Annotated in this window: 12 protein-coding genes; 11 read left to right on the top strand and 1 reads right to left on the bottom strand. The window is 43.1% G+C overall.

The window, feature by feature from the left end; genetic code table 11:
- Window positions 1-25: 25 nt before the first annotated feature.
- From ACYRYG_RS08525 to ACYRYG_RS08510, 4 genes are all read left to right on the top strand, one after another.
- A complete protein-coding gene (locus ACYRYG_RS08525) occupies window positions 26-724 on the top strand; it encodes an MBL fold metallo-hydrolase (protein WP_460197995.1) in 699 nt (232 codons plus the stop codon).
- Between the two features lie 95 nt (window positions 725-819).
- Complete coding sequence (locus ACYRYG_RS08520; RefSeq protein ID WP_293419790.1) at window positions 820-1,710, top strand: LysR family transcriptional regulator; 891 nt, start codon at window positions 820-822, stop codon at window positions 1,708-1,710.
- 180 nt (window positions 1,711-1,890) lie between these two features.
- Window positions 1,891-2,907, top strand: coding sequence for a quinone-dependent dihydroorotate dehydrogenase (locus ACYRYG_RS08515; RefSeq protein ID WP_460197994.1), 1,017 nt, complete (start codon window positions 1,891-1,893; stop codon window positions 2,905-2,907).
- Window positions 2,908-2,941: 34 nt separating this feature from the next.
- Complete coding sequence (locus ACYRYG_RS08510) at window positions 2,942-3,766, top strand: alpha/beta hydrolase (protein ID WP_460197993.1); 825 nt, start codon at window positions 2,942-2,944, stop codon at window positions 3,764-3,766.
- A 154-nt stretch (window positions 3,767-3,920) separates the two neighbouring features.
- On the opposite strand, the gene ACYRYG_RS08505 is transcribed toward ACYRYG_RS08510, so the two are convergent.
- Window positions 3,921-6,383, bottom strand: coding sequence for a glycoside hydrolase family 127 protein (locus tag ACYRYG_RS08505; RefSeq protein ID WP_460197992.1), 2,463 nt, complete (start codon window positions 6,381-6,383; stop codon window positions 3,921-3,923).
- 403 nt (window positions 6,384-6,786) lie between these two features.
- Between ACYRYG_RS08505 and ACYRYG_RS08500 the strand changes: the two genes are divergently transcribed.
- From ACYRYG_RS08500 to ACYRYG_RS08470, 7 genes are all read left to right on the top strand, one after another.
- Window positions 6,787-9,168 (top strand): glycoside hydrolase family 127 protein, encoded by a 2,382-nt coding sequence (locus tag ACYRYG_RS08500; protein WP_460198007.1) that lies wholly within the window; start codon window positions 6,787-6,789, stop codon window positions 9,166-9,168.
- Between the two features lie 95 nt (window positions 9,169-9,263).
- Window positions 9,264-12,290 (top strand): SusC/RagA family TonB-linked outer membrane protein, encoded by a 3,027-nt coding sequence (locus ACYRYG_RS08495; RefSeq protein ID WP_460197991.1) that lies wholly within the window; start codon window positions 9,264-9,266, stop codon window positions 12,288-12,290.
- A gap of 12 nt (window positions 12,291-12,302) precedes the next feature.
- On the top strand, window positions 12,303-13,964 hold the full coding sequence (locus ACYRYG_RS08490) for a RagB/SusD family nutrient uptake outer membrane protein (RefSeq protein WP_293428435.1): 1,662 nt from the start codon (window positions 12,303-12,305) through the stop codon (window positions 13,962-13,964).
- A gap of 21 nt (window positions 13,965-13,985) precedes the next feature.
- Window positions 13,986-14,963, top strand: a complete 978-nt coding sequence (locus ACYRYG_RS08485; protein ID WP_294075498.1) for a DUF4859 domain-containing protein — start codon at window positions 13,986-13,988, stop codon at window positions 14,961-14,963.
- A 500-nt stretch (window positions 14,964-15,463) separates the two neighbouring features.
- Window positions 15,464-19,444, top strand: coding sequence for a hybrid sensor histidine kinase/response regulator transcription factor (locus ACYRYG_RS08480; RefSeq protein WP_460197990.1), 3,981 nt, complete (start codon window positions 15,464-15,466; stop codon window positions 19,442-19,444).
- Window positions 19,445-19,482: 38 nt separating this feature from the next.
- Window positions 19,483-21,621, top strand: coding sequence for a DPP IV N-terminal domain-containing protein (locus ACYRYG_RS08475; protein ID WP_460197989.1), 2,139 nt, complete (start codon window positions 19,483-19,485; stop codon window positions 21,619-21,621).
- 607 nt (window positions 21,622-22,228) lie between these two features.
- Window positions 22,229-24,313, top strand: coding sequence for a rhamnogalacturonan lyase family protein (locus ACYRYG_RS08470; RefSeq protein ID WP_293429474.1), 2,085 nt, complete (start codon window positions 22,229-22,231; stop codon window positions 24,311-24,313).
- Window positions 24,314-24,680 lie beyond the last annotated feature (367 nt).

Here is a 24,680-nt window from a genome sequence, read left to right as displayed (position 1 = left end):
AAATATCTTAATCTTTTTGATGTTAATGATGACAACAGCTTGTGCACAGGAATTCCAAAAAGATACGTTTATCACTAAAAGTGGTAAAAAGGTTGTGCTGACGGCTATTAAGCACGCGAGTATTGAAATCAATTATAACGGAAAGGAGATAGAGGTAGATCCGGTGAGCGGCATGGAACCTCAAACGGATTATCGTAAATTTCCCAAGGCTGATCTTATTTTGATCACACATGATCATACGGATCATCTTGACCCGAAGGCGATCGCGGAGTTGTCTGACCCCGGAACGATTATTGTTGCAAATCCTGCTTCGGCGAAGAAGATCATGGGGAAAAGTACGGTAATGAAGAATGGGAATCATCTGAATCTGGGCCCGGATATACAAATAGATGCTATCCCGGCATATAATAATACTCCCGGGCATCTGCAGTTTCATCCCAGAGGTGTTGGCAATGGCTATGTGCTGACCCTTGATGGCCTTCGCATCTATATTGCAGGAGATACGGAAAATATTCCGGAGATGAGGCAGTTGAAGAATATAGATATTGCTTTTCTGCCTGTCAACCAACCCTTTACGATGACTCCTGAACAGGCTGCAAGAGCGGCAAGAATCATTCGTCCGAAAGTCTTGTTTCCTTATCATTATTCAGATACGAAGATTGAGCGTGTTGCCCAATTGCTGAAAGGTTCGGGCATTGATGTCAGGATCCGTAATTACCAATGAGATTATGGTCTGCGGATAGCAGGTAGAGATGACGTTCCTCTTAGGGATTGATTTCTGCTGATGCTTCCGGGGGACAGATACCTAATTTTAGATTTATGATCGATATTCGATTGAAAGTTTTCCGCAGTGTGGCTGAGAATCTGAGTTTTACAAAGGCCTCTCAGGAGTTGTTCATCAGTCAGCCGGCGATCAGCAAGCATATCCGTGAACTGGAAAGAGAATATGATACCCGGCTGTTTGACCGTATGGGGAACAGTATCCGACTTACCGCAGCGGGGAAGTTGATGCTGGATCATGCGAATCGGATACTGGAGGATTACAGGAATCTGGACTATGATGTTCGTGCCTTGCAGCAAAAGACAGAAGGGGAATTACGCATCAGCGCCAGTACGACCATTTCCCAATATGTGATTCCCGAAATCCTGGCCGCTTTCTGCAAGCGGTATCCCAAGGCAAAGATTTCCATGCTGAGTGGTAATTCCCGTGAGATAGAAACTGCCCTCCTGGCTGACAAAATTGATCTGGGGATGGTAGAAGGCGTCATCCGGCAACCACAGTTGAAATATATGCCTTTTATGAAAGACCGGCTGGTTGCCATTGTCAGGTCTGACGGCCCGTGGGCGCGTAGGGAGAGCATCTCTCTCAATGAGTTACAACGGATTCCCGTTGTCCTTCGTGAACAGGGATCGGGGACACTGGATGTTTTTGAAAGGGCGTTGCGTTCTTACAAATTAGGTCTGAATGATCTTCGTGTTGAAATGTACCTGGGCTCCACGGAAGGTATCAAGCAGTTTGTGAAATCATCTGATTGTATGGGGATCGTCAGTGTATGCTCAGTAAAAGAGGAAATTCTTGACGGCACCTTTAAAACCGTTAAGGTCCAGGGCCTGGATTTATCCCGTGAACTGGTGTTCGTAGAGAAACAGGGAGAGAGTGCAGGACTTCAGAATATTCTGAAGCGGTTTGTCCTTCATGCCATTCATTAAGGACTTTAAAAATGGACAGTTTCGTAATCGCCCTATCACTTTTAATTATATTGCATAAGATAAAGGTATAACCAACCGGTCTTTTTTTCTATTACCTTTGCATTCGACTACAGGAGATAAGTAAGACTGATCTGTCCGGAAATCTCTGAATGAAAAGTATGAATTCATAAGAAGACTGTCATGTTATATCGAAACATCTTTCGCCCTTTATTGTTTACCATCGATCCTGAGCAATGCCATAGGATACTGGTAAAAACATTGGAATTTTATGGTCACATCTCTCCCTTGAGAGTACTTTATCGGAAATCTTATCACACAAGTAACCCTTTGCGCTTTCAAGGTCTGCAATTTCAGAACCGGGTAGGCCTTTCTGCGGGTTTTGATAAGGATGCACAGGTGTTTGACCAACTTTCTGATTTCGGCTTTGGCTTTTTGGAGGTAGGAACGATTACTCCTTCTCCGCAGGGAGGAAATCCTCGTCCGAGAATTTTCAGAACACCTGCTGACCGCTCCCTGATCTCTCGCACAGGATTCAATAATCCAGGTGTGGAAATAGCCTTTAAGCGTATTTCCAAAAACAGGAAGCATCCTTATATCTTGGGTGTGAACATCAACAAGGATGCAAACTCTACCGGCCAACAGATCGTGAAAGATTTTGAGAAGGTGTTTGTCCGCCTTTATGGGGTAGCTGATTATTTCACCGTCAACTGGGGAAGTATTAGTGCTGAGGAGATGGATCAGGTACTCTCCAGGCTGACGGATCTGCGCAAGACTCTTCCTGTACGCCGTGCTCTGTTCATGAAATTTCCGGCTGATGTCTCTGAAAAAGTGGTGGATAAGGCGATCGCGATGGCTGAGCATTATAGCCTCCAGGGATTTATTGCCACCGGTCCGACAAAGAGCCGGTATGATCTGAAGAGAACTTCCCCGGTGTTGCTGCAGCATATCGGCAGCGGTCAGGTGAGTGGAAGAGGAATCGGTTCGCGCTCTCGGGATGTGGTCAAATATCTTCATGATCATATCCGTAAGGAGATGATAGTGATCGGGTCCGGGAATGTGATGACCCCTCAGGATGCTGAAGGGATGATCCGTGCCGGCGCTGATCTGGTGGAGATATATTCTGCCATGATCTATAGCGGGCCGGGTATAGTGAAGAAGATGAACAGGAAGATCCTTTCGGAAAGTAGAAAGTCTTGAGGCTCTCTGCAGGCGGGCTATAAGATGAGACAGGATGGATAGAAACGGAACAGAAAAAGATATTTATAAGGAGGTAGTGATGGAAAATGTAATTCAAATCGCTTTATATGGCCAGGATGGAAAAATAAAATCATTGGGTAATGAAAAGCAATCAGCATTGAGTGATATGCAGGATGCACCCGAAGGTACTCTGTTCTTCCTTCCTGCAAGGCGACCTTCTCACATGACAGTCATCCAATGTCCGGGGGGTGGTTTTAACCAGATAAACTTGTCCTATGAAGGACTTGACTTTGCACCTTGGTTTAATGAGAGAGGCATTAATCTTGCCATCTTGAAGTATCGTTATCCTAGAGGTGACAGCAAGGTCCTTCTTGAGGACATCACACGTGCAATGGATCTTCTAAGAGAGCAATATCCGGAGAGATGCGCTAAACTGGGGGTTATGGGGACTTCTATCGGTGGCTATTATGCTGCCATTTCTGCCCAGTTGCCTGAAAGCAGGCGGAATGATTTCCAAATTCTCTTGTATTCCGTGACAACGATGGAGGAAGGTCTTACCCATAAGCATTGTCAGGAGTGTATCATGGGAGGTGATCACCGGCAGGATCACTTGAGTGCACTTTCTCCTCTGGAACATGTCACGTCATCCACCTCGCCTGCCTTTATCGTGGCTAGTGCCGATGATCCGGCTGTAAGTCCGCTGAATAGTATCCTGTATGCTGCGGAACTGGAGAGGAACCATGTACCTTTTGCTTTGCATATCTATGAGAATGGTGGCCATGGGTTCGGATTCAAGGATGCTTACCCTCACAAACAGGAATATCTGTCGGAGTTGGAGGCGTGGCTGAAAAAACAGTAAGCAGGTCTAAGGGATGACTGCTGCTCATCTGGCGGCAACTCAAAAAAAGAGGTACAGGACTATTCGGTTTCCTGCATCTCTTTGGTTTTCTATAGTTTATCTGTCTTTTTTCATGGAACATTGGCAATGTTCCTTTCTGGGCGTAGATACGGGTTTAATTTACGGACCATTCAAAAAGTCCACAAGAATATTTTTCCGGTTGCTTCACATTGATTCTTACGACTTTTGTCTTTATGGGGTCAAACTCTACCGTACAGGGTTGTCCTTTCTGGATAGGATAGTGATCAGCATGCTTTACGTCTTGCCACTGTTGGTGCTGGTCCATATATTGGATACTCCATTTTTCCGGAACCTTGCAACCGCCCCAGGGCTGGTCATCATACCAGTAAACAGTGGAAGTCTGTATCGTTCTTTCTTTGGGGAAGGTATATGTGATCCATTCCGTCGTACCCTGTTTGGGCCACCAGTGGAAATAGGGGATGGACCGGTCATTCTCATCTGCAGGGACCAGTCCGTCGGCGATGCTGCCCAGAGAACGGGAGGGAGTGGAGGAGGCAATTTTAGAAAGAGAGGCTAATGTGGCCGGTACGGCGGGGCGCACAGCTTTGAGGTCTTGGGGAATCCATACTTTCATGTTGCCGCTTCCGCGCTGGCACCAGGAAAAGTAAGGGATGAGTTTTAGTGTGACGTTCTGTACGGTCAGGTTGCCGGTTGAGTCATAAGCCAATGTCTGTGCCTGGGTGGTCAGTGTCTTCAGACTTTGATCTTTGTAAAGGGTCAATTTATCTTTCAGACTGTCTGCAATGAACCGGCTGTCAGGGATGGTCCCGGAGGTAAACTGAGGGGTCTGGTTCAGAAGGACGTTCATGATGTTGAAAGCATTGTCCGGCCATTCTGCACAATAGACGACTGGCCCCCGCTCTATGGCTACCTGCCCCCGGTCAGCTACTACTTTATTATTCGCCCGGACGATACGTGCTTCCATGTCGAAATGAACTTGTATACGGTCTCCTTTTTTCCACTTCCTGCTGATGGTGTAATAGCCATCCGGTGTCAAGGCAGCAGGAACCTGCCGGCCATTGACGGTGATCTTATAATTCATCCTCTTGTGATCCGCGTATTCATAGAGATCGGAAGGTACGGGATGTCCTTTAACCCATCCCGGGATGCGGATCTTCAAGGCAAATTGTCCTGCCTTGTTGCCATTTATCCGGAGGGCTATATCCCCGTTCCATGGATACTGGGTGTCCTGACTGATGGAAACAGCCTTGCCTGCAAGATTTATCCGTGAGGTATTGCTGAGAAAGAGATTGACATACAGATTTCTGTCCTTTACGGCATAGACATATCCTGGTAGAGAAGGCAAGAACCGGCAAATGTTGGATGGACAGCAGGCACATCCGAACCAGGGCTGACGCTGATGCTGTCCCATGCTTTCCAACGGATTAGGATAGAAGAAACCTCCGCCATCCATGGATACGCCACTGATCAAACCGTTATAGAGAGTACGGGCGAGGACATCATAGTACTTGCTCTCTCCGTGCAGTAGGAACAGTCGATAGTTGACATATACGTTTCCGATGGCAGCACAGGTCTCACAGTATGCACTCATGTTGGGAAGTTCATAGTTTGCTCCGAAGGCTTCACCACTGCTCCTTGCCCCGATGCCGCCGGTGATATAGAGTTTCTTACTGACGATATTATCCCAGATACGATCTATGGCATGGATATAAGCCGTATCTCCGGTAAGTGCAGCCACATCAGCCATTCCTGCATACATATAGGTAGCACGTACGGCATGGCCTACAGCTTCACTTTGCTGGGTTACAGGGATATGACTTTGGGAATATTCTTGTCTTATCTTTGTCTTTCCACGGTAGTCGAGGAAATATTTTGCTTCATCCAGGTATTTCCTGTTGCCTGTGACGACATAGAGTTCACTTAGGGCCATTTCTGCAATCTGGTGTCCCGGAACGACATGTGCCTGTCCGGGGCGAGGACCGACTTCCCGACAGACACAATCCGCATAGCGAATAGCTATATTCAGGAACTTCTTGCTTTTGGTAGCCTGATAGTGGGCAATGGCACCCTGAATCATGTGTCCGAGATTATAGAGTTCGTGACTCAGGTTCTCTTCTTCACTCCATCGGGTCGCTCCTGACCAGGGATGAGGATGCTTGGGGTTTTGTGTACGGGCTGTATACAGGTAGCCGTCGGGTTCTTGGGCAGCTGCTACGATATTCAGGATGCTGTCAATATAGAGTTTGAGTTTCTTGTCTGGGTAGGTCTGGAGAATATAGCTTGCTCCTTCAATGGTTTTATAGACATCAGTGTCGTCAAAGGGATAAGGCATTAATTTTTCTACATCATATTTATCGCTTGGGTGTGCTGCGCGCTCAAAATTCTTGTATCTTCCTTCACTCTCACATTTGCTGAAGGCCAGGGGAATCGTTACCTTACGACTGGTCTCCAGACGCTGTCCCCAGAAACTGTTGTCCCATACTTTTACAGAGGTGAAAGGTACAGGTGTGATGGGGTATCCTCTTGATTTTTCGTTCCTTGCATTAGCTGATAGAGTCGTAGCTATCAATGCAACCATTAAAAGAAGTGTTTTCATTGTTTATTGTTTATGATAGTGTTGATATAAATGAATTCTCGGATCTTTAGAGGGAAGAGGTGATTTGTTCTCATGGCCTGTAATTTATTGATGATACAAAAATACTGATTTTTATCATTAATGTATGTCAAATAAGTCCAGGAAAATTGGAATAATCGTCCAAAATAGTTGATCGGATGACTTTCTGGACGATTTTGATAGATTGTCAGATGATATTTTTAGTATGTTTATAAAAATTCATGTTACTTTGCGGAAATTTCAGATCAGAAAGGTCTTTCTCTGAGGGCTGATGATGATTGCTAATCATGAAAATCCAGAAATGAAAAAAGATACCATGAATACAAAAATGCTGTTATTAGTAAGTGGTGTGATATTCTCCTTGCAGATCAGTGCAAAGGACAGGATGCCTGCATATCTGCAATACCCTGAGAGGCCTATCAGTGAGGTGCCTTTCACGGATGTACACCTTTCTGATGATTTCTGGAGTCCTCGTATTGAAACCAACCGCACGGTTACTATTCCGTATGCATTTCATAAATGTGAAATTAATGGGAGATTTGATAACTTTGCCATCGCTGCGGGACTGAAGAAGGGCAAGCAGCGGGGAGATTTCCCTTTTGATGATACGGATCCATATAAGGTCATAGAGGGAGCAAGCTATTCGTTGGCCGTACATTATAATGCAAAACTGGATCATTATCTTGACAGTGTCATTGCCATTATCGCGGCGGCACAGGAGCCTGATGGCTATCTTACAACTTGTGTAACCAATAAATGCTACCGTCTTTCGGGTTGGTGGGGGACTCATAAGTGGGAAAAACTGAATTCTCATGAACTCTATAATAGTGGCCATCTGATAGAGGCGGCTGTAGCTCATTATAAGGCAACTGGCAAGAAGACCCTTCTGAATGTTGCCATTAAAAATGCAAACCTGGTCTGTAAGACTTTTGGTCCTAATCCCGGTCAGATACATCGTCCTTCCGGACATCCTATAGTAGAGATGGCACTTTGTAAATTATATAAAATAACTCATAATAAGAAATATTTGCAAACAGCAAAGTATTTCATTAAAGAGACTGGACGGGGTACTGACGGACACCGATTGAGTGAATACAGTCAGGATCATGAACCAATCTTAAAGCAGGATGAGATTGTTGGTCATGCTGTTCGTGCTGGATACCTTTATTCCGGTGTAGCAGATATATGTGCGCTTACTGGCGATACCGCCTATTTTCATGCTTTGAAACGTATTTGGAACAATATGGCTGGCAAAAAGCTTTATATTACCGGTGGCGTTGGCAGTAGGGCGGAAGGTGAAGGTTTCGGACCTGATTATGAGTTGAACAATATGACTGCATATTGTGAGACTTGTGCGGCTATCGCTAATGTGTTCTGGAATTATCGGATGTTCTTGGCTACGGGTGATGCTAAATATGTAGATGTCTATGAGCGGGCACTCTATAATGGCGTTATCAGTGGAGTGTCTTTAAGTGGAAATCGTTTCTTTTATGATAACCCTTTGGAGAGTATGGGACAGCATCAGCGTCAGCCATGGTTCGGGTGTGCCTGCTGCCCGGGGAATATAACGCGTTTTATGGCCAGTGTTCCACAGTATCAGTATGCAACTCAGGGGAAGGATATTTATGTCAACCTTTATATTCAGGGAAATGCTACAATCAACCGCAATGTCAAAATGAACCAGAAAACGGATTATCCATGGGATGGGAAAATCTTGATTACGGTGAATCCGAAGAGAAGTAGCAGGTTCAATATTCATTTTCGTATTCCAGGATGGGCACAGAATAGTCCTGTTCCGACTAGCCTTTATACCTTCGTTGATGCTCCGTGCCCTTATGTGGTTAAGGTGAACGGACATCGGATTTCTGATCTCACGGCAATCATGCAGAAAGGTTATGTAGTCATTAACCGTAAATGGAAGCGGGACGATAGAGTGGAAATTAATCTTCCCATGGCTGTCCGTCGTATAAAGGCTAATGATAATGTGGAAGATGACCGGGGTAAACTGGCCTTGGAGCGTGGACCGGTAATGTATTGTCTGGAAGGTGCTGATCAGCATGATTCAACCGTATTCAATAAGGTAATTACGGAAAGAGCTCCGATTAAGACACAGTATCTGGCTGACAAATTGAAAGGTATCGTAGAACTTTCCGGCCAGGCTGAAGAACTGGAGAAAGATGGTACGGTCAAAAATGTGCCTTTCCGGGCTATACCGTATAGTACCTGGGATAATCGGGGGGCTGATCAGATGGAAGTCTGGATTCCCTCAACTCCTGCTTATGCACATGTCACCCCAGAACCTACAATTGCCAGTAAGGCGAAAACATTTTTCTATCAAAGTCCGATACAGAAAGATGCTCCTGAAGCAGCTGCGATAGAAAGTGAGACGTGGGGGGTCAATGACCAATGGGAGCCACGTTGTAGTTCAGACATCAGCAAGCCTTATCAATATTGGTGGCAGAAAGAAGGAACAGAAGAAAGTATTTCTTATCAGTTTGACCAGCCTTATACGGTCAGTAATGTCCAAGTTTATTGGCTGGACTTTGATTTCTATGATGGTGATTTTCGTGTACCTGAATATTGGCGTCTTTTCTATAAAGATGGTCAGGGAAAATGGAAAGAGGTAGAAAATCATAGCAAATATGGAATCGCCAAGGATTGCTATAACAGTGTCGACTTTAAACCTGTGAGGACTACCGGACTGAAAATTGTCGCCAAACTCCGGAAGAGAAAGAGTGGAGGTATAATAGAATGGAAAGTGAACTAAGAATTAATTTCCAATCTTGGGGATTATTCTCTCAAGTTAAGGCTTTATATCTGAGTGATGAATGAGAATCAATAATAATAACCAAATAGTCAATTATGAAAAAGGCACAGAAATTTTCAGACTTTTTACATGGTAATAAATGTTTAAAGGTTACGATGTGTTTGCTCTGTACTGGAGGATTTATTCAGCCGTTGTTTGCCATTTCGAATGTCCCGCGGAGTTTATCGACAATGGTGATCCAGCAGAGTACCATGACCATTAAGGGAACCGTAAAAGATGACAAGGGTGAACCTGTTGTTGGGGCAAGCATCATAGAAAAAGGCACAACGAATGGTTCGATTACAGATTTGGATGGAAACTATACCTTAAGAGTAACCCCTGGAGCCCATATTGTAGTTTCCTATGTGGGCTTTGTAAAACAAGAATTTTGTGCTGGAAAGGGTGGTAATATTACCTTGCGAGAGGATTCGAAGACGTTAAGTGATGTGGTTGTTATCGGTTATGGTACCCAACGCAAGGGAGATGTTACCTCTGCCATTACCAGTATTAAATCAGGCGATTTTTCCCAAGGTAATATCAAGGATGCTGGCGATTTGATTAAAGGTAAGGTTGCTGGACTGACGATCACTAATGGGAGTGGTGATCCGAATTCGGCGTCAAGTATTCGTCTACGTGGTGTAATTTCTCTTTCTGGTGCAAATACTCCTCTTGTCCTTATAGATGGTATTGAAGGTAGCTTAAGTACAGTCGCTCCGGAAGACATAGCCAGTATTGACGTGTTAAAGGATGCATCTGCCGCTGCTATTTATGGTACTCGTGGTGCTGCAGGGGTTATCCTTATTACGACTAAGGGAGGACATCGGGAATCAAATACAACAGTCAACTATTCTGGCTATTTGACCCTTTCTGGTTTTGGAAAGAAATTGAAAATGATGGATGGCTCGGATATCAGGGCAGGATTAACGGACTTTCAGGATGAAGGGTATGATACGGACTGGTTAGATGCGGTTACACGTACAGCTTTTACTCATAATCATAATCTGATGATTAGTGGTGGTGATAAGAATACTGTTTACAATGCAGACTTTACTTATCGAAATGGAGAGGGGGTATTTATTAATACCTTTAATAATGAGATGCGTTTTAATGGTGGCCTTTCCCATTGGTTTTGTAATGACATCATAAAAATTCAGTTGAATATTATGAAAAACTGGCATGAAAATGGGCCGGTAGATGCGGCTGGATCAGAGGTTTATCGTCAGGCGATTATGCGTAATCCGACGGAACCTATTTATACTTCTGATGGTGATTACTATGAAAATATGGCGATCAATTATTATATGAATCCTGTTGCACTGCTGAAAGAAAAAAAAGGCCAATATAAGACAGAAGAAACACGGCTGACAGGGAATATTACGGTAGAGCCTGTAAAAGGTTGGCAAACGAATCTGATGCTTAGTACTGACCGTGACAATGCTCATGATCAAAGCTATTATACTTCTAAATATTATCAGCAAAAAATTGATTATACTACAGGATATGCTTCACAAAGTTATAGTTATGGCCAGACGGATAACCTGGAGTTGACTTCTACCTATAAACATCAATGGGGAATGCATCGTTTCCAAGTTATGGCCGGTTATAGTTATCAATGTGATGAGTATGATGGATTTAATGCCAATAATACTAATTTTATGAGTGATTTCTATCAATATAATAACCTTTCTATCGGCGAATATCTGAAAGAAGGAAAAGCAGGTATGGGCAGTTATAAAAATTCAGATAAGTTGATAGGCTTTTTTGGTCGTATCAGTTATGGTTTTGCCGATAAGTATAATGTGTTGCTGAGCATGAGGCATGAAGGCTCTTCTAAATTTGGCGAAAATCACAAATGGGGTAATTTCCCTTCAGCATCATTAGGATGGACGGTCAGCAACGAGAAATTTATGAAATCTACTCATTCCTGGCTTGATAATCTCAAGTTTCGAGCAGGTTTCGGCGTTACCGGCGTTATTCCTTCGTCTCCTTATCTGTCATTAACTCGCTGGAGTCTTGGTAATCCCTATTATTATGATAATGGTAAGTGGGAGCAAGGATTGCAGGTGGTCTCTAATCCTAATCCAGATCTAAAATGGGAAAAATCAACTGAATTTAATATTGGCATTGATTTTAGTTTGTTTGAAGACCGTTTGGGAGGTACGATTGATCTATATCATAAGAAAACTTCTGACATGCTTTGGAATTATGATGTCCCTTGTCCTCCTAATCTTTATAATACTACTCTTGCTAATGTGGGTAAGATGCGTAATGAGGGTATTGAGATTGCAATCAATGGTGTTCCTGTCCAATCAAAAGATTTTCGATGGAAAACAATACTGACACTTGCTCACAATGCGACAAAGCTATTGAGTCTTTCCAATGGACTTTATCAAACGGCTAATCAACATGATGAAGCTTATCTTGGTGAACCGATCTCTTTACCTACCCAACGTATTGAAGTTGGTAAGGCTTTAGGTCAATGGTATGGCATGAAGAGTGTCGGTGTATCAAAGAATGGACTTTGGATGATCCAGAATAAGAAAACAGGAAAAGCAGAGGAATTTACTAATAATATGCTTACAGATGACACTTATCATCAATATCTTGGGAATGCAATTCCTAAGTTAAATGTGGGATGGTGCAATGCTCTGACCTATAAGGGCTTTGATTTGAATATGCAGTTTACCGGTCAATTTGGTTTTAAGATTTTGAATGAGGCACGTGCGTATTATGAGAATAATGCAGAAGTGTATAATCGCTTGAAAAGTGCAGCTAAGAAGCAATATGGAGAATATGTATTGTCGCCAGCTCAGAAACAAACATTTGTCAGCTATTATTTGGAGAATGGTAATTTCTTGAAACTTTCCAACTTGACGCTTGGCTATACTGTCCCCTTAAAGAAGAATAGCTATGTGAAGAATATCTATATGTATGTGTCCAGTGATAATCTTTTTACTATTACCAGTTATGGTGGTCTTGATCCGGAGCTTTCTGATAGTGATCCACTGTCTTCTGGAATTGACTGGCGTGATAAGTATCCTACTGTCCGTACTCTTACTTTTGGAGTTAAACTTACATTTTAAAGATTTATAATCATGAAAACAAAATATAATCATGTTATCCTTTCTTCAATATGTGGAATTATTGGTTTTTCCGTATTGACTGGATGCACAAATCTTGATGAAAAGCTTTATGATACTATCTCTTCTGAGTCGCATGACTTTTCAAGTACGGAACTGGAACATACTATTGCTCCTGTTTATAGCAGCCTCCGTAATGTGTATTGGGGATGGTTTGGATTGTCAGATATTATGGACATGAGCTCGGATGTCTGGGGGGTTCCTTCCCGCATCGGTATTGGTTGGGGAGATCTCTATGTATCCATGCATAAGCATCAGTTCAATTCTCAAATGGGTTTCTTTGCGGTCAATTGGGATAATAATTATGCAGGAGTAAATGCTTGTAATAAGATCTTGTCTAACAAATCTATTACATCTAATGTGCAGATTACGGCACAAGTTCGTGCTTACCGTGCCTTGTATTATTATAATCTCTTTGATCTCTTCCGTAATATTCCTTTGGATACGACTTATGTTCATGAAAAGGGATTTCAACCAACACAGGCAGCTCCGGCGACTACATTTAATTGGATTGAGAAAGAGTTAAAGGATGTCGCTGACCAGTGCCCGTCAAAAATTGAAATGGGTAAGATCAATAAGTATGCAGCTCATATGCTGTTGGCAAAATTATATCTGAACCATAATGCCTGGTTTCAGGATGATAATGATAAAAGCTGGTACCGTAAAGCCTTGGATGAAATTAATAAGGTCTTAGCAGGGCCGTTCTCTCTTGCACCTAACTATAGTGATAACTTCAAAGAGGATATTTCCAGTTCACCGGAGATTATCTTCGGTATACCCTTCGCCATAAAGTATGCAAGCGGTAATTATATGGCTAACTTGTGGATCAGTAATGCTGGCCGTGCTCGTTGGAATTTCTCTGGTTGGGCCACTGGTGGAGGTGTAGTATTCCCTCAATTTCTGGATACTTATGAAAAGGGAGATACTCGTTTCGATGATACCTGGACTGGTGGGCAGCAGTATGCTGCTGATGGTTCTCCCATTATGGTTAACGGTGAACCTCTCATTTATACGAAAGAACTTCATAGCATTGACAATCCTGGATGTTATCCTTTCGAAAGTTACCGCTTGATTAAATATGAAATTAAGAGTGGAGATTATGGAACCAGCTATGATGATGTACCTTATTTTCGCCTGGCTGATGCTTATTTCATTAAGGCTGAATGCCTGCTTCGTCTTGGAGAGGATGAACAAGAAGCTGCTGATTTAATTACGGCTGTCCGTAAGCGTGATTTCAAGTCTGACTCTTCTCTGGCTACTATCACAGTGGATCAACTTAAGGGGGGGAGTAATTATGATTATGGCCATCGTGAAAATCAAGGAGTGCAAGGTGGTCCTGATAAGTGGATTGTTACTCATGAAGGAGGACAAGATATTGAATTTGGAGGATTACTGGATGAGTATGCAAAAGAATTTGTATGTGAAGCTCATCGTCGTGATGATCTGATCCGATTTAATGTTAAGGGTACTAATATGAATGTTTATAATGGTAAATCATGGTTTTGCAAGGACGCTGTTAAGGACCGTTATTGTGATATTTTCCCGATTCCAAAGGAAGCCTTAGATGGTAATTCAAAGTTAAAGCAAAATCCTGGTTATGATGGTACTTCGAAGTAGTTATTTTAATAGTCATAAACAATGAAAAAGAATATTTTATACGCTGTGGCAACCGGTATAGTGCTGATAATGATTTCGTGCAGCACTGATCCTAATGATGCTGTCAGTAAGCATGTCTATAAAGAGAATGAATCACCTTATCTTCGTGCTGATACTTCTGCAGATATTGCTGTTTCTGCTGAATTCCGAAAGGGGCATATTATCAATAAGACGATTCTTTTGAAAGATTATGCTGAGAAAATCCAGAGTCATTTAGGAATGACAGTTGACGATATGATCACAGGTTTGGCATCTGGAAAAGTTGTGTTTTACAATATCAACGTCAACAGAGGCTGTTGGAACAAGACGGCGCCTAATGATAGTTCGGGGTGGAGTTATAATAATTCCGGTAATATCTCTGATACGGCTCAAGTTGCCAGTATCAAACTGGATACAGAAAACAAAGCCTTAATCCTCAGCGTGCCGACAAATTCCAGTGCTGGTGTGTCGGTTAATGAAAATGTAGGCTTTGCCGTTAATAATGGCAAGGACTATGATAATTATGTCCGTTTTAATATCAGTATGGCTGTTAGTGATCCGGGCACAATTATCAAGACGATTTCGATTCCTACGGGTGATTATTCTGCAACGGAAGTGAATTTCAGTGATATGGAATCGGCTATCAAAACATGCATGGGTATGACGGTTACAGATTTCAATAAGATGGTCCAGGATGCTGATGGTAATATTGCTCTCTACATGGTTGATGCTAATGGAAAATGGATTACGGGGCGTGACTATACTGCCAACGGCCTCGGCTTCTGGTGTGATGCTAACGGTAATCCAAGAAATTGGGGGAGTGGCTGTGAGTATTTTGTTGAGACACATGATGGTTCTGTGGGTATCGGTCGTTATGCAGGTATACCTTCAGGAACACAGGTTAAGATCCACTTTGTCTATGCCTGTAAGACGGATAATAGCAAATATATAGAATTAGTGATTACTGCTGATTTTGAATAATATAAAATGTAAATATAGATTATTCTGTTAGTCAAGAATGCCATATTTGCATTCTTGACTTTTTATCATTACTGCTTATAGTAAGACTGATAAGTCCTATTAAGGTAAAGGATGTTCTTTATGAATGTTTGGGGCAGATCATTCTGCTTAATGGATTTTTCCCTGTTTTATGGTCATCTTTCAGCCTGTTAAACACAACATTGTAGTTTTCATCAAATGGATTTTTCCCTGTTTTATGGTCATCTTTCAGCAGGGATATGAATTTAAGGCAACTTACCCATCTGTATGATGATTGTTGACGGATTCAGTGTCCTGATTATGCAGATTGGTAAGCTTGGATTTTGTCCTGCAAAATATTTTTCCTAAATGAATTTCCTCAGACTCATTAAAAACAATGGAATGATTCTGAAAGCTATTGACTTCATTAAATAATGAAAATGAATGAAAATTTTGACATAAAGTAAAAAAATGATACCTTTGCTGTAAAATCTACACGAAAGATGGCTATTCGACAGTCCTTTAATCGATATATATTTCTTGTTGCCCTTTTGCCGGTATCTTTATTCTCCTTTGGAGAACAGACTTCTGACTTTCTCTACCGTAATATTACGATAGAAGATGGACTGCGTTCTAATACGGTAAGGAATGTCGTACAAGATTACAGGGGCTTTATATGGCTGGGGACAGATAATGGTTTGTGCCGTTATGATGGGTATAATGTAGAATTTTATCGTATCTTGCAAACTGGAGCTGACCAGTATATCTCTACTATCTGCCCTTTTCCTGATGGGATGCTTGTGGGGACTTCCCATGGCTCTTTCTGGTTTAATTACCGGACAGAGACCTTTTCCCGCTTTATCCCGCAGATTAAATCTGAGATCAGCTCCTTTGCAAAAGATATGTCTGGAAATGTATGGATTGCGACAAAGGGACAGGGGGGATTTTGCTTTGATCTCCGGTCGCATCATGTCCGGCATTTCGCTTTTCGTACAGCCAGGGGTGAGGTCTCTCAGATCTTCGCAGACTCTGAGGGACAGGTCTGGGCAGTAGTTAAAAATGAGTGTTGGACCATCAACAGATTAAACCGGGGATGCCATGCTTTTCTACCTGAACATCTTCATGCAGACTTTGGTGTATCTGGTGCGAAAATGCTTCAGACTCATAACGGAACGTTATGGTTAGGGACGTGGAATGAGGGACTCTTTTGTCTGAAAAACGGTCAGGTCATGCATGTGCTTGATCCGACATTGACGGGAACAGGAAGACATATCCATACTCTTGTGGAAATGCCGGATGACCAAATCTATATGGGATGTGATGATGGGGTTATCGTCTATAATACCCGGACAGGAAAGTGGAACAGGCTGACTTTTCAGGGGGATGATATGAATTCTATTGATGGGAGGTTCGTCTATTCTATCCTGCGTGACCGGGAAGGGGGTGTCTGGATAGGAACTTTTTATGGTGGGGTGAAATATGTATCTCCTATGGGGCGGCGCTTCTCAAGTTATACGAATGGCCGGTTTGGCTTCAGGGGGAATGTGGTCAGTCATTTCTGTGAGGATCCTTATCGAAGGGTATGGATAGCCAGCGATGACGGGGGATTATCTTGCCTTGATGAAAAGACGGGGAGGTTTGTTACTTATGCCGGCAGCAGCCTTCTTTCTACCTATAATGTGCATGCTCTGTGTATGAACGGATCGGATCTCTGGATAGGCACTTATTCCAATGGAGTGATTAGGATGAATCTCAATTCCGGCAGGATAAAGCAGTATACCGAAAAGGACGGACTTGACAGCAAGAGCTGCTATGCGATCTATAAGGATCATCTGGGGCATTTGTGGCTTTCTACGATGGGCTATGGGATATTTCTCTACGACAGGAAACGGGATGGCTTTCATCAGGTTTATAAGACGGATGCGCTGGTCCTTGATATTGATGAGGACAGAAAGGGCGATCTTTGGTTCTCTTCTCAGGGTGCTGGTCTCTATTGTTATCATCCGCTTACCGGGGGATGGAAAAATTACCGGAGTTTAAAGTTTGCCGATTCTCTTCCTTCTGATCAGGTGGACTGTATGGACAGGGATGCGAAGGGGAGGTTATGGATAGGTACTATGGCTGGGTTATGCTACTATAATCCGTCGGGAGATCATTTCAATCGTGTCCCTTTAGGTCAGGATGGTACTGAGGTAAGCAGCATCGTAAGTGACAGGGGTGTCCTGTGGCTGGCGACAACTCATGGGATCCTGAGATATGAACAGGGAAAGGCTCCTCGCATATTCAACAGGTATGATGGACTATGCTGTGAGGTCTTTCGACCAAATGCGGAACTGAAAACTTTGGACGGCCGTATCTTCTTTGGTGGTGTCAATGGCTTTACGGCTTTTTACCCTTATCAGATCAGGATTAACCGGATGAATCCTCCTGTATTTATAACTGGATTGGAGGTATATAATAAGCAGCAGAAAGTGGGATCAAGATTGCTGCCGGAAGCTGTTAGCTATGTCCCCCAACTTGATCTTCAACATGGTGACAAGATGTTCAGTCTGTCATTTTCTTCGTTGAGCTATTGTTCTCCCGGCAAGAATCATTTTGCTTATCGACTGGAGGGCTTTGACAAAGAATGGAACTATGTGGGAAGTTGTCATCATGCTACCTATACAAACCTTCCCTCAGGGACTTATATCTTTCGGGTTAAGGCTACCAATAATGATGGGGTATGGAGCCGTCATGAGGCTCAGTTGAAAATAGTCGTTCATCCTCCTTTCTGGTGGAGCCTGCCGGCAAAAATATTTTATATCTTCCTCATTCTTTTCCTGGTTTATGAATATACACATTTTCGTCTGCTAAAGGCTGAAAAGAAGCATCAAAATGAAATGAAGGCGCTTGATGATCGTAAGAATATTGAAGTACGGGAGGCACGGCTGAAATTTTTCACGATGATCGCTCATGAAATACGGACTCCTGTGACTTTGATTATCGGACCGCTGGAACAGTTGATGTCGCATCTGGAGGTGAAGGATGATGAACCTGTTTGGGATAGAAAGAGAAATTCGAATGCAATGACGGCTCTGCAGGTGATTGACCGGAATGCCCGCCGTCTTCTTTACTTGGTGAACCAGTTACTGGATTTCAGTAAAGAGCGGAGGCAGGGGCTCCTGGCGCACTTCAAGTCACAGAATATCAGTAATCTGATGAAATCGGTGGTCATCCGCTTCCAGCCTTTCTTCCAACAGAAGGGGATTGACTTTCGTGTCGACTATCCACCGGCTGATTTTTCCGCCATCGTTGACCCGGAGGGGATGACGAAAGTGATTAGTAATCTGATGATGAATGCGTTGAAATATACCAAAGACAGGATATGCTTGAGTGGTGTCGTCTCCGATGACCGCCAGTCTTTTCAACTCATCGTGTCTGATAATGGGATTGGAATCAGCAAGGAGGAGCAGCCAAAGGTCTTTAATGCTTTCTATCAGGTGCAGTCCAATGCTCCCGGGGCGGGCATTGGACTGGCTATTGTCAAAAGTATAGTTGATCTGCATCATGGTCAGATGAAACTTGATTCTGAACCTAATAAGGGTACAAGATTTATAATTACTTTCCCGGTCAACCAGGTTGACATGGACGGAGAAAAGAAGGTTCCAGAACATCAGGATGGCAGTGGCCGGATGGAGAATAGTAGAGAAATGATCATGCAAGATAAACCGGAAAGAGTGGAGATGCCGGATGATGGCACCAGGGCTTCGGTGCTTATCGTCGAGGACGATGCAGATATGCGGAGTTTCCTGGCTTCTGATTTCCGGAATGATTATGTTGTGTATACTGCTTCCAACGGTGTGGAGGGAATGAATGTCCTTTTACATCATGCGGTCACCCTTATCGTCTCCGACTGGATGATGCCGGAAATGGACGGCGCAGAGTTCTGCCGCCATGTCCGGGCGGATCAGAACACGAGTCATATTCCTTTTATCATGCTTACTGCCAAGACGGACGATGAGAGCAAGGCTGAAGGAATGAACTGTGGCGCTGATGCTTATATCGAGAAACCTTTCTCGGTAAAATATCTGAATGCTTGTATTGGCAATCTGATCAATATGCGGAAATTGCTGATGAAGAAGTTTTCTGATACGCCGTCTGAGTCAATTACCCGGATGGCCAGGACTCCTCTTGACAATGATTTCCTCTTACGGATGAATCGTCTTATTGAAAAGAATATTGATAATGCTGATCTTTCAGTTAATTTTATCGCTGAGCAGATGAATATCAGCAGGTCCAGTCTCTTTGCGAAAATCAAGTCTCTGGCTGATGTCACTCCAAATGAGATGATTCAGGTTGTCCGTCTCCGCCGTGCTGCCCGACTCTTGAAGGAGGGAAAATATCGGGTCAGTGAGGTCTGCTTTATGGTCGGCTTTAACAGTCCTTCCTATTTTTCGAAGTGCTTTCAAAAACAGTTTGGGGTAAAGCCTACTGACTATAAATGACGTTAAGAATGTGGAATGGAATTAAAATTTTAGTATAGATGAAGAAATTAGGGTTTTCTTTTTTCGCTGTAGGACTGCTGATGGCTGTTCCGGTGTTTTCTCAGGGTACGCTGAAGGATTATGACCGGGCATACGCTGTCAAGAAGGACTTTGATCCTTCTCATGTTTATCATTGGGCTCATGAGGTGCAATGGAAAGATTCTTCGGATGTGTTTTCTTACCAAATGACGACTCGTGACGGTAAAGGACAGTATGTCCTTTATGATGCGGCCAGGGGCACGGAAAGGATGTTTGATGCTAAGGATAAACTCGATGAGGCTTTGGGTATAGTGAAGGAACCGCCGCAGAGACCTTGGCCGGGAAGGATACACCAGCGACACTGGATGGAAGTGGACGAAGAAACGGATCTTCGTCCGGTTACCTCTCCTGATGGGAAGATGGAGGCGTATGTTGAAGGGCAGAATATCGTAGTGCATCGGATCGGTACTCCTTTCTCAACCAAACGGGTATTGTCTCAGGATGGGACGCTGGGCTGCTATTATTCCAATCAGATTCTATGGTCGTCTGACGGACGGTATATTTTTGACTGCAAACGGATACCCGTGCAGAAGCGGTATGTGTATTATGTGGAGTCGTCTCCTGCGGATCAGTTGCAGCCGATTCTGCATAAACAGGAATATGCGAAGCCTGGCGATGCGTTGCCTCAGAAGATACCGGTCATCTTTGACTTGAAGACCGGCAGACAATTGACAGCTGACCGTTCTGTCATCAGTAACCAGTATGAGTTGTCTGGTTTCCAGTGGAATGCTGACGGTAAGGAGGTTATGATGGAGTATAATCAGCGCGGGCATCACCTTTATCAGGTCCTTGCCATGAATGCAACTACGGGTAAACTCCGTGCCGTGGTCCAGGAATCATCTCCGGAATATATCAATTATCAACGGATGTTCCGTTATTATACCAAAGATGGAAAACAATTGATCTGGATGAGCGAACGGGATAATTGGAACCATTTGTATCTTTATGATGTGCCGGCAGGCAAGGTGATCCGGCAGATTACCAGAGGGAATTGGTGTGTGCGTCAGGTCTTGAAGGTAGATGAACCGAATCGTGTAATCTATTTCTCAGCCAGTGGGATGAATAAAGATGAGGATCCTTATCTGGTACATTACTATCGTATCGGTTTTAACGGCAAGGACATGATTTGCCTTACTCCGGAAAAGGCTCAGCATCAGGCGGTGTTCAGCAGTGATTATCGTTATCTTGTAGATACTTATTCGTTGGTTGACCAGGCCCCTGTCACTGTCCTCCGTGATGCTGATAGTGGCAAACTGATCAAGGTCCTGGAGAGGGCTGATATTTCTGACCTGCTTGCCAAGGGATGGAAGGCGCCTGTTGTCTTCAAGGCCAAGGGACGTGATGGAAAAACGGATATGTGGGGGATTATCCAGCGCCCGTCTGATTTTGATCCTGCTAAAAAGTATCCGGTCATCGAGTATATCTATGCAGGCCCGGGCGATGCTTATACGCCTAAGAGTTTTGTGTCTTATAATTGGACTACAACTTCTCTTTCGGAATTGGGTTTTGTGGTGGTTCAATTAGATGCCATGGGGACTTCCTGGCGTGGAAAGAAATTTGAGGAAGTATGCTATAAGAACCTGAAGGATGCCGGATTCCCTGACCGGGAATTATGGATCAAGGCTGCTGCAAAGAAATATCCTTATATGGATGCGGATAACGTGGGCATTTTCGGCGCTTCTGCCGGGGGGCAGGAGAGTTGTACGGCTGTGCTGCTTCATGGTGATTTCTATAAGGCTGCCTATTCTTCCTGTGGTTGTCACGATAACCGGATGGACAAAATCTGGTGGAATGAACAATGGATGAGTTATCCTGTCGATTCCAGTTATGTGAAATGCAGCAATGTTTATAACGCGCCGAAACTGCAACGTCCTCTGATGCTTGTCGTCGGAGAACTGGATGATAATGTGGATCCGTCGAGTACTTATCAGGTCGTCAATGCCTTGGAGAAGTCGAATAAGGATTTTGAACTGGTGGTATTGCCGGGAGCGCACCATACTATGGGCGGAGATTATGGAGAGCATAAACGTTTTGACTTTTTTGTCAAAAATCTGATGCATGTGAATCCGCCGAAATGGTGTGATGTCAAATCTGAATAGTGATGTCCATCCGGCCTCATCTTGTTCCTTCAGTTTTTATACGGGGAATAGAGGCCGGGGACAACTATGGGCAGATCCTTTCCATCCTCGTCTTTCATAATTTAACTACATCTATTAAACGAATCTCAATACCAACTTTCGCTTTCGTCCCATAAATCTATAATGTCTTTTCGTGACAATCTAGGTTGGATGTGTATCGACTCTTTTTGAGCCGATCTGTATCCTCTATACGGGCTGTTGGGCTTTGGGAATATGCCATTTTGAACAAAACGAATAGAATTTGAACAAATCTATATGCTATCGTATAAGAGAGTCAGCTACTTTTGCAAAATAAAACCTATCGGTCTGTTTATAATAAATAGAATTAAAGTTGAAAGAATACCTTTTAAAAAATGCCATGAATTTCTTACCGGAATTTTCTGATCCTCTCGGCATAATGCTACAGGGAGAAAAATACCTTAGCATCAGTTCGGGAAATTAAGGGCAAAAACTGGTTAATTGGGGTACTGGGATCTTTCAGTACTCCTGATCATATTATCCATGAATGTTAATGGCAAGATGCTATAATTTAATAATGTGAAGTTAACTCTTAAAAACTATTGAGCGTATGAAAAAGTATCTGTTATGGTTAGGCTTATCTCTCTTTCTTGGTTTTGCGTCATGTTCTGACAATTCTGTTGTTAATAATTCCGGATCCTTGAGCAAAGATACGACAGAGCATAAGAAAATCCCTGTTTATTTAGGTAATCGTGCGATGTTCGTAAGCTATGATCCCATTGCGATGTCGTATAAAGGCCAGACGTCTGGATATACCTTTCCGTTAATAAGCTGGCGGTTACTTGGTACCGACCCGGCAGGTATTGCTTTTGATGTATATAAGTGTGAAAGTGGTAAGACTGAAATGAAATTGAATAAGGTTCCGATTACTGATGCGACCTGTTATGTTGATTCCTCAACGTTAAATGCTACGGTTTCAAATACTTACAGTGTTACCTTAGCCGGTTCAGATTCGACGGTTTGTTCTTATACTTTTACACCTGCAATGGCACAGACTTTTTACAGGAAAATAAAATTGAATACAAATGTACCTGATCCTACATTGAATTATGAAGCTAATGATGTGCAAGTTGGTGATCTTGATGGTGACGGACAAATGGAAATAGTCTTGAAAAGGCAGCCGTATGACGGGGCTAACCAGGGGGGATGGCATGATGGCACAACGTTGTTAGAGGCATACAAGTTGGACGGAACTTTTATGTGGCAGATTGATATGGGGAAGAATATTCGTTCCGGTTCCCACTATACGTCTTTCATCGTATATGATTTTGACGGTGATGGAAAATGTGAAGTTGCTCTCAGGACATCAGAAGGTACTAAATTCGGCGATGGAAAAGTAATCACGGATTCCAATGGTAAGGTAAATGACTATCGTCAGAAAGAAGACGGTGTGGGCTGGTTCTCCGGAAAGGCTTTACCGACATTGAAGGGACTTGTGCTTGACGGTCCCGAATATATTTCTATTTGCAGGGGTTCTGATGGGGCTGAAATAGATCGTGTGGATAATATACCAAGAGGTGGAACGGGTAGTAATTATGATCGTGCAAAATATTGGCAGAATTATTGGGGGGATGATTATGGGAATCGTATGGATCGGTTTTTTATCGGTGTTGCTTATCTTGACGGTATTCCTCAGAAGGGTGTGCGTATCTCAAACCCTTCATTGATTGTCTCGAGGGGTATCTATAAGAATTATCAGGTTTGGGCATACGATTTTAAGAACAGAAAATTAGTAAAGCGCTGGATGTTTAATACCTTGAATTATCCTGCTTATTGTGGATCCTGTTCTCATTGTTTCAGAGTGGCGGATTTGAATGGTGACGGAAAAGATGAGATCCTCTATGGCTCTGCCGCAATATCACATGATGGAAAGGGACTATGGGTGAGTGGCAACGGGCATGGGGATGCCTTGCATGTAGGTAAGTTCTCCCAGACTCATCCGGGATTGCAGATAGTGGCTTCGTATGAGGAACCTGATAATTATAATATTAAAGGACATGGATATGGCTGCCAGATGTTGGATGCCGCAACTGGAAAATTGATTTTTGGCCATGGAAAAGGAAGTAATGTTGATGTAGGCAGATGTCTCGTGGCGGATATTGATTCGAAAAGCCCTGGCTGTGAATATTGGTCATCTCTGGGTACGGGAATTTATAGTTGTGAAACGGGTGACCTGGTAAGTACTCAACTCCCGACGGCTAAGGGTGGCGGAAACAGTTATAATAATGCGATCTGGTGGACTGGAGCGTTGACACGCCAGATGCTGGATGACGTAATGATTCAAAGCTATGAGCCGTCAAAACCTTGGTGTGAAAGAAAGGGTATGTCTGCATGGACTCGGGTCCTGACTCTATCTTATTATGGTGAAGGGGATGATAGCAGGTGTGCTTCTAATAATGGTTCGAAAGCTAACCCTTGCTATTATGGCGATTTCCTGGGGGATTATCGTGAAGAGGTAATCATGCGGAGCAGTGATAACAAGTATCTCTATCTTTTCTCTACCAATCATCCTACTACTCATCGTTTCGTGCATCTTATGGAAGATCATACTTATGATATGTCTCAGGCAATGCAGAACATGGGGTATAACCAGCCCACGAATCTGGGCTATTACATTGGCGCAGATATGAAATAACCTGGATTTATAAGGAAATGAAACTTTATTGGATGCAGATAATGCTAATGCCTTTTGTTACAGATTTTCAGGGATTCTGATCCTGCCTGTATCTTGTTGGTTTCGAAAGTGTTGGAGATTTCTATTACAAGTGAGCTTTTCCACCGGGGAAAGCTCACTTAATTTGTTTGCTAAACGATTGAAGATTTGGGGATTAAAAAGGATCATTTTATAAAGTTGGGCTTTTAATAATCTTATTATCTGAAGTTTCCCACCCCATAAAATAGGCTAAAAACAGTACTGTAAAAATAAAAGTTTCTCGCAAAAAAGTTGTAAATTTGTAGTATCAATCAAACAAATAACGCTTTTTATTAAGAAACTTTTATGC

This window comes from Segatella asaccharophila (assembly GCF_054687055.1).
This window is presented reverse-complemented; position numbering and strand designations above follow the sequence as displayed.

Bases quoted from the DNA above. Each gene is read 5' to 3' on its own strand.
- ACYRYG_RS08525 (WP_460197995.1), top strand. From the start codon at position 26: ATGATGACAACAGCTTGTGCACAGGAATTCCAAAAAGATACGTTTATC.
- ACYRYG_RS08520 (WP_293419790.1), top strand. From the start codon at position 820: ATGATCGATATTCGATTGAAAGTTTTCCGCAGTGTGGCTGAGAATCTG.
- ACYRYG_RS08515 (WP_460197994.1), top strand. From the start codon at position 1,891: ATGTTATATCGAAACATCTTTCGCCCTTTATTGTTTACCATCGATCCT.
- ACYRYG_RS08510 (WP_460197993.1), top strand. From the start codon at position 2,942: ATGGATAGAAACGGAACAGAAAAAGATATTTATAAGGAGGTAGTGATG.
- ACYRYG_RS08505 (WP_460197992.1), bottom strand. From the start codon at position 6,383: ATGAAAACACTTCTTTTAATGGTTGCATTGATAGCTACGACTCTATCA.
- ACYRYG_RS08500 (WP_460198007.1), top strand. From the start codon at position 6,787: ATGCCTGCATATCTGCAATACCCTGAGAGGCCTATCAGTGAGGTGCCT.
- ACYRYG_RS08495 (WP_460197991.1), top strand. From the start codon at position 9,264: ATGAAAAAGGCACAGAAATTTTCAGACTTTTTACATGGTAATAAATGT.
- ACYRYG_RS08490 (WP_293428435.1), top strand. From the start codon at position 12,303: ATGAAAACAAAATATAATCATGTTATCCTTTCTTCAATATGTGGAATT.
- ACYRYG_RS08485 (WP_294075498.1), top strand. From the start codon at position 13,986: ATGAAAAAGAATATTTTATACGCTGTGGCAACCGGTATAGTGCTGATA.
- ACYRYG_RS08480 (WP_460197990.1), top strand. From the start codon at position 15,464: ATGGCTATTCGACAGTCCTTTAATCGATATATATTTCTTGTTGCCCTT.
- ACYRYG_RS08475 (WP_460197989.1), top strand. From the start codon at position 19,483: ATGAAGAAATTAGGGTTTTCTTTTTTCGCTGTAGGACTGCTGATGGCT.
- ACYRYG_RS08470 (WP_293429474.1), top strand. From the start codon at position 22,229: ATGAAAAAGTATCTGTTATGGTTAGGCTTATCTCTCTTTCTTGGTTTT.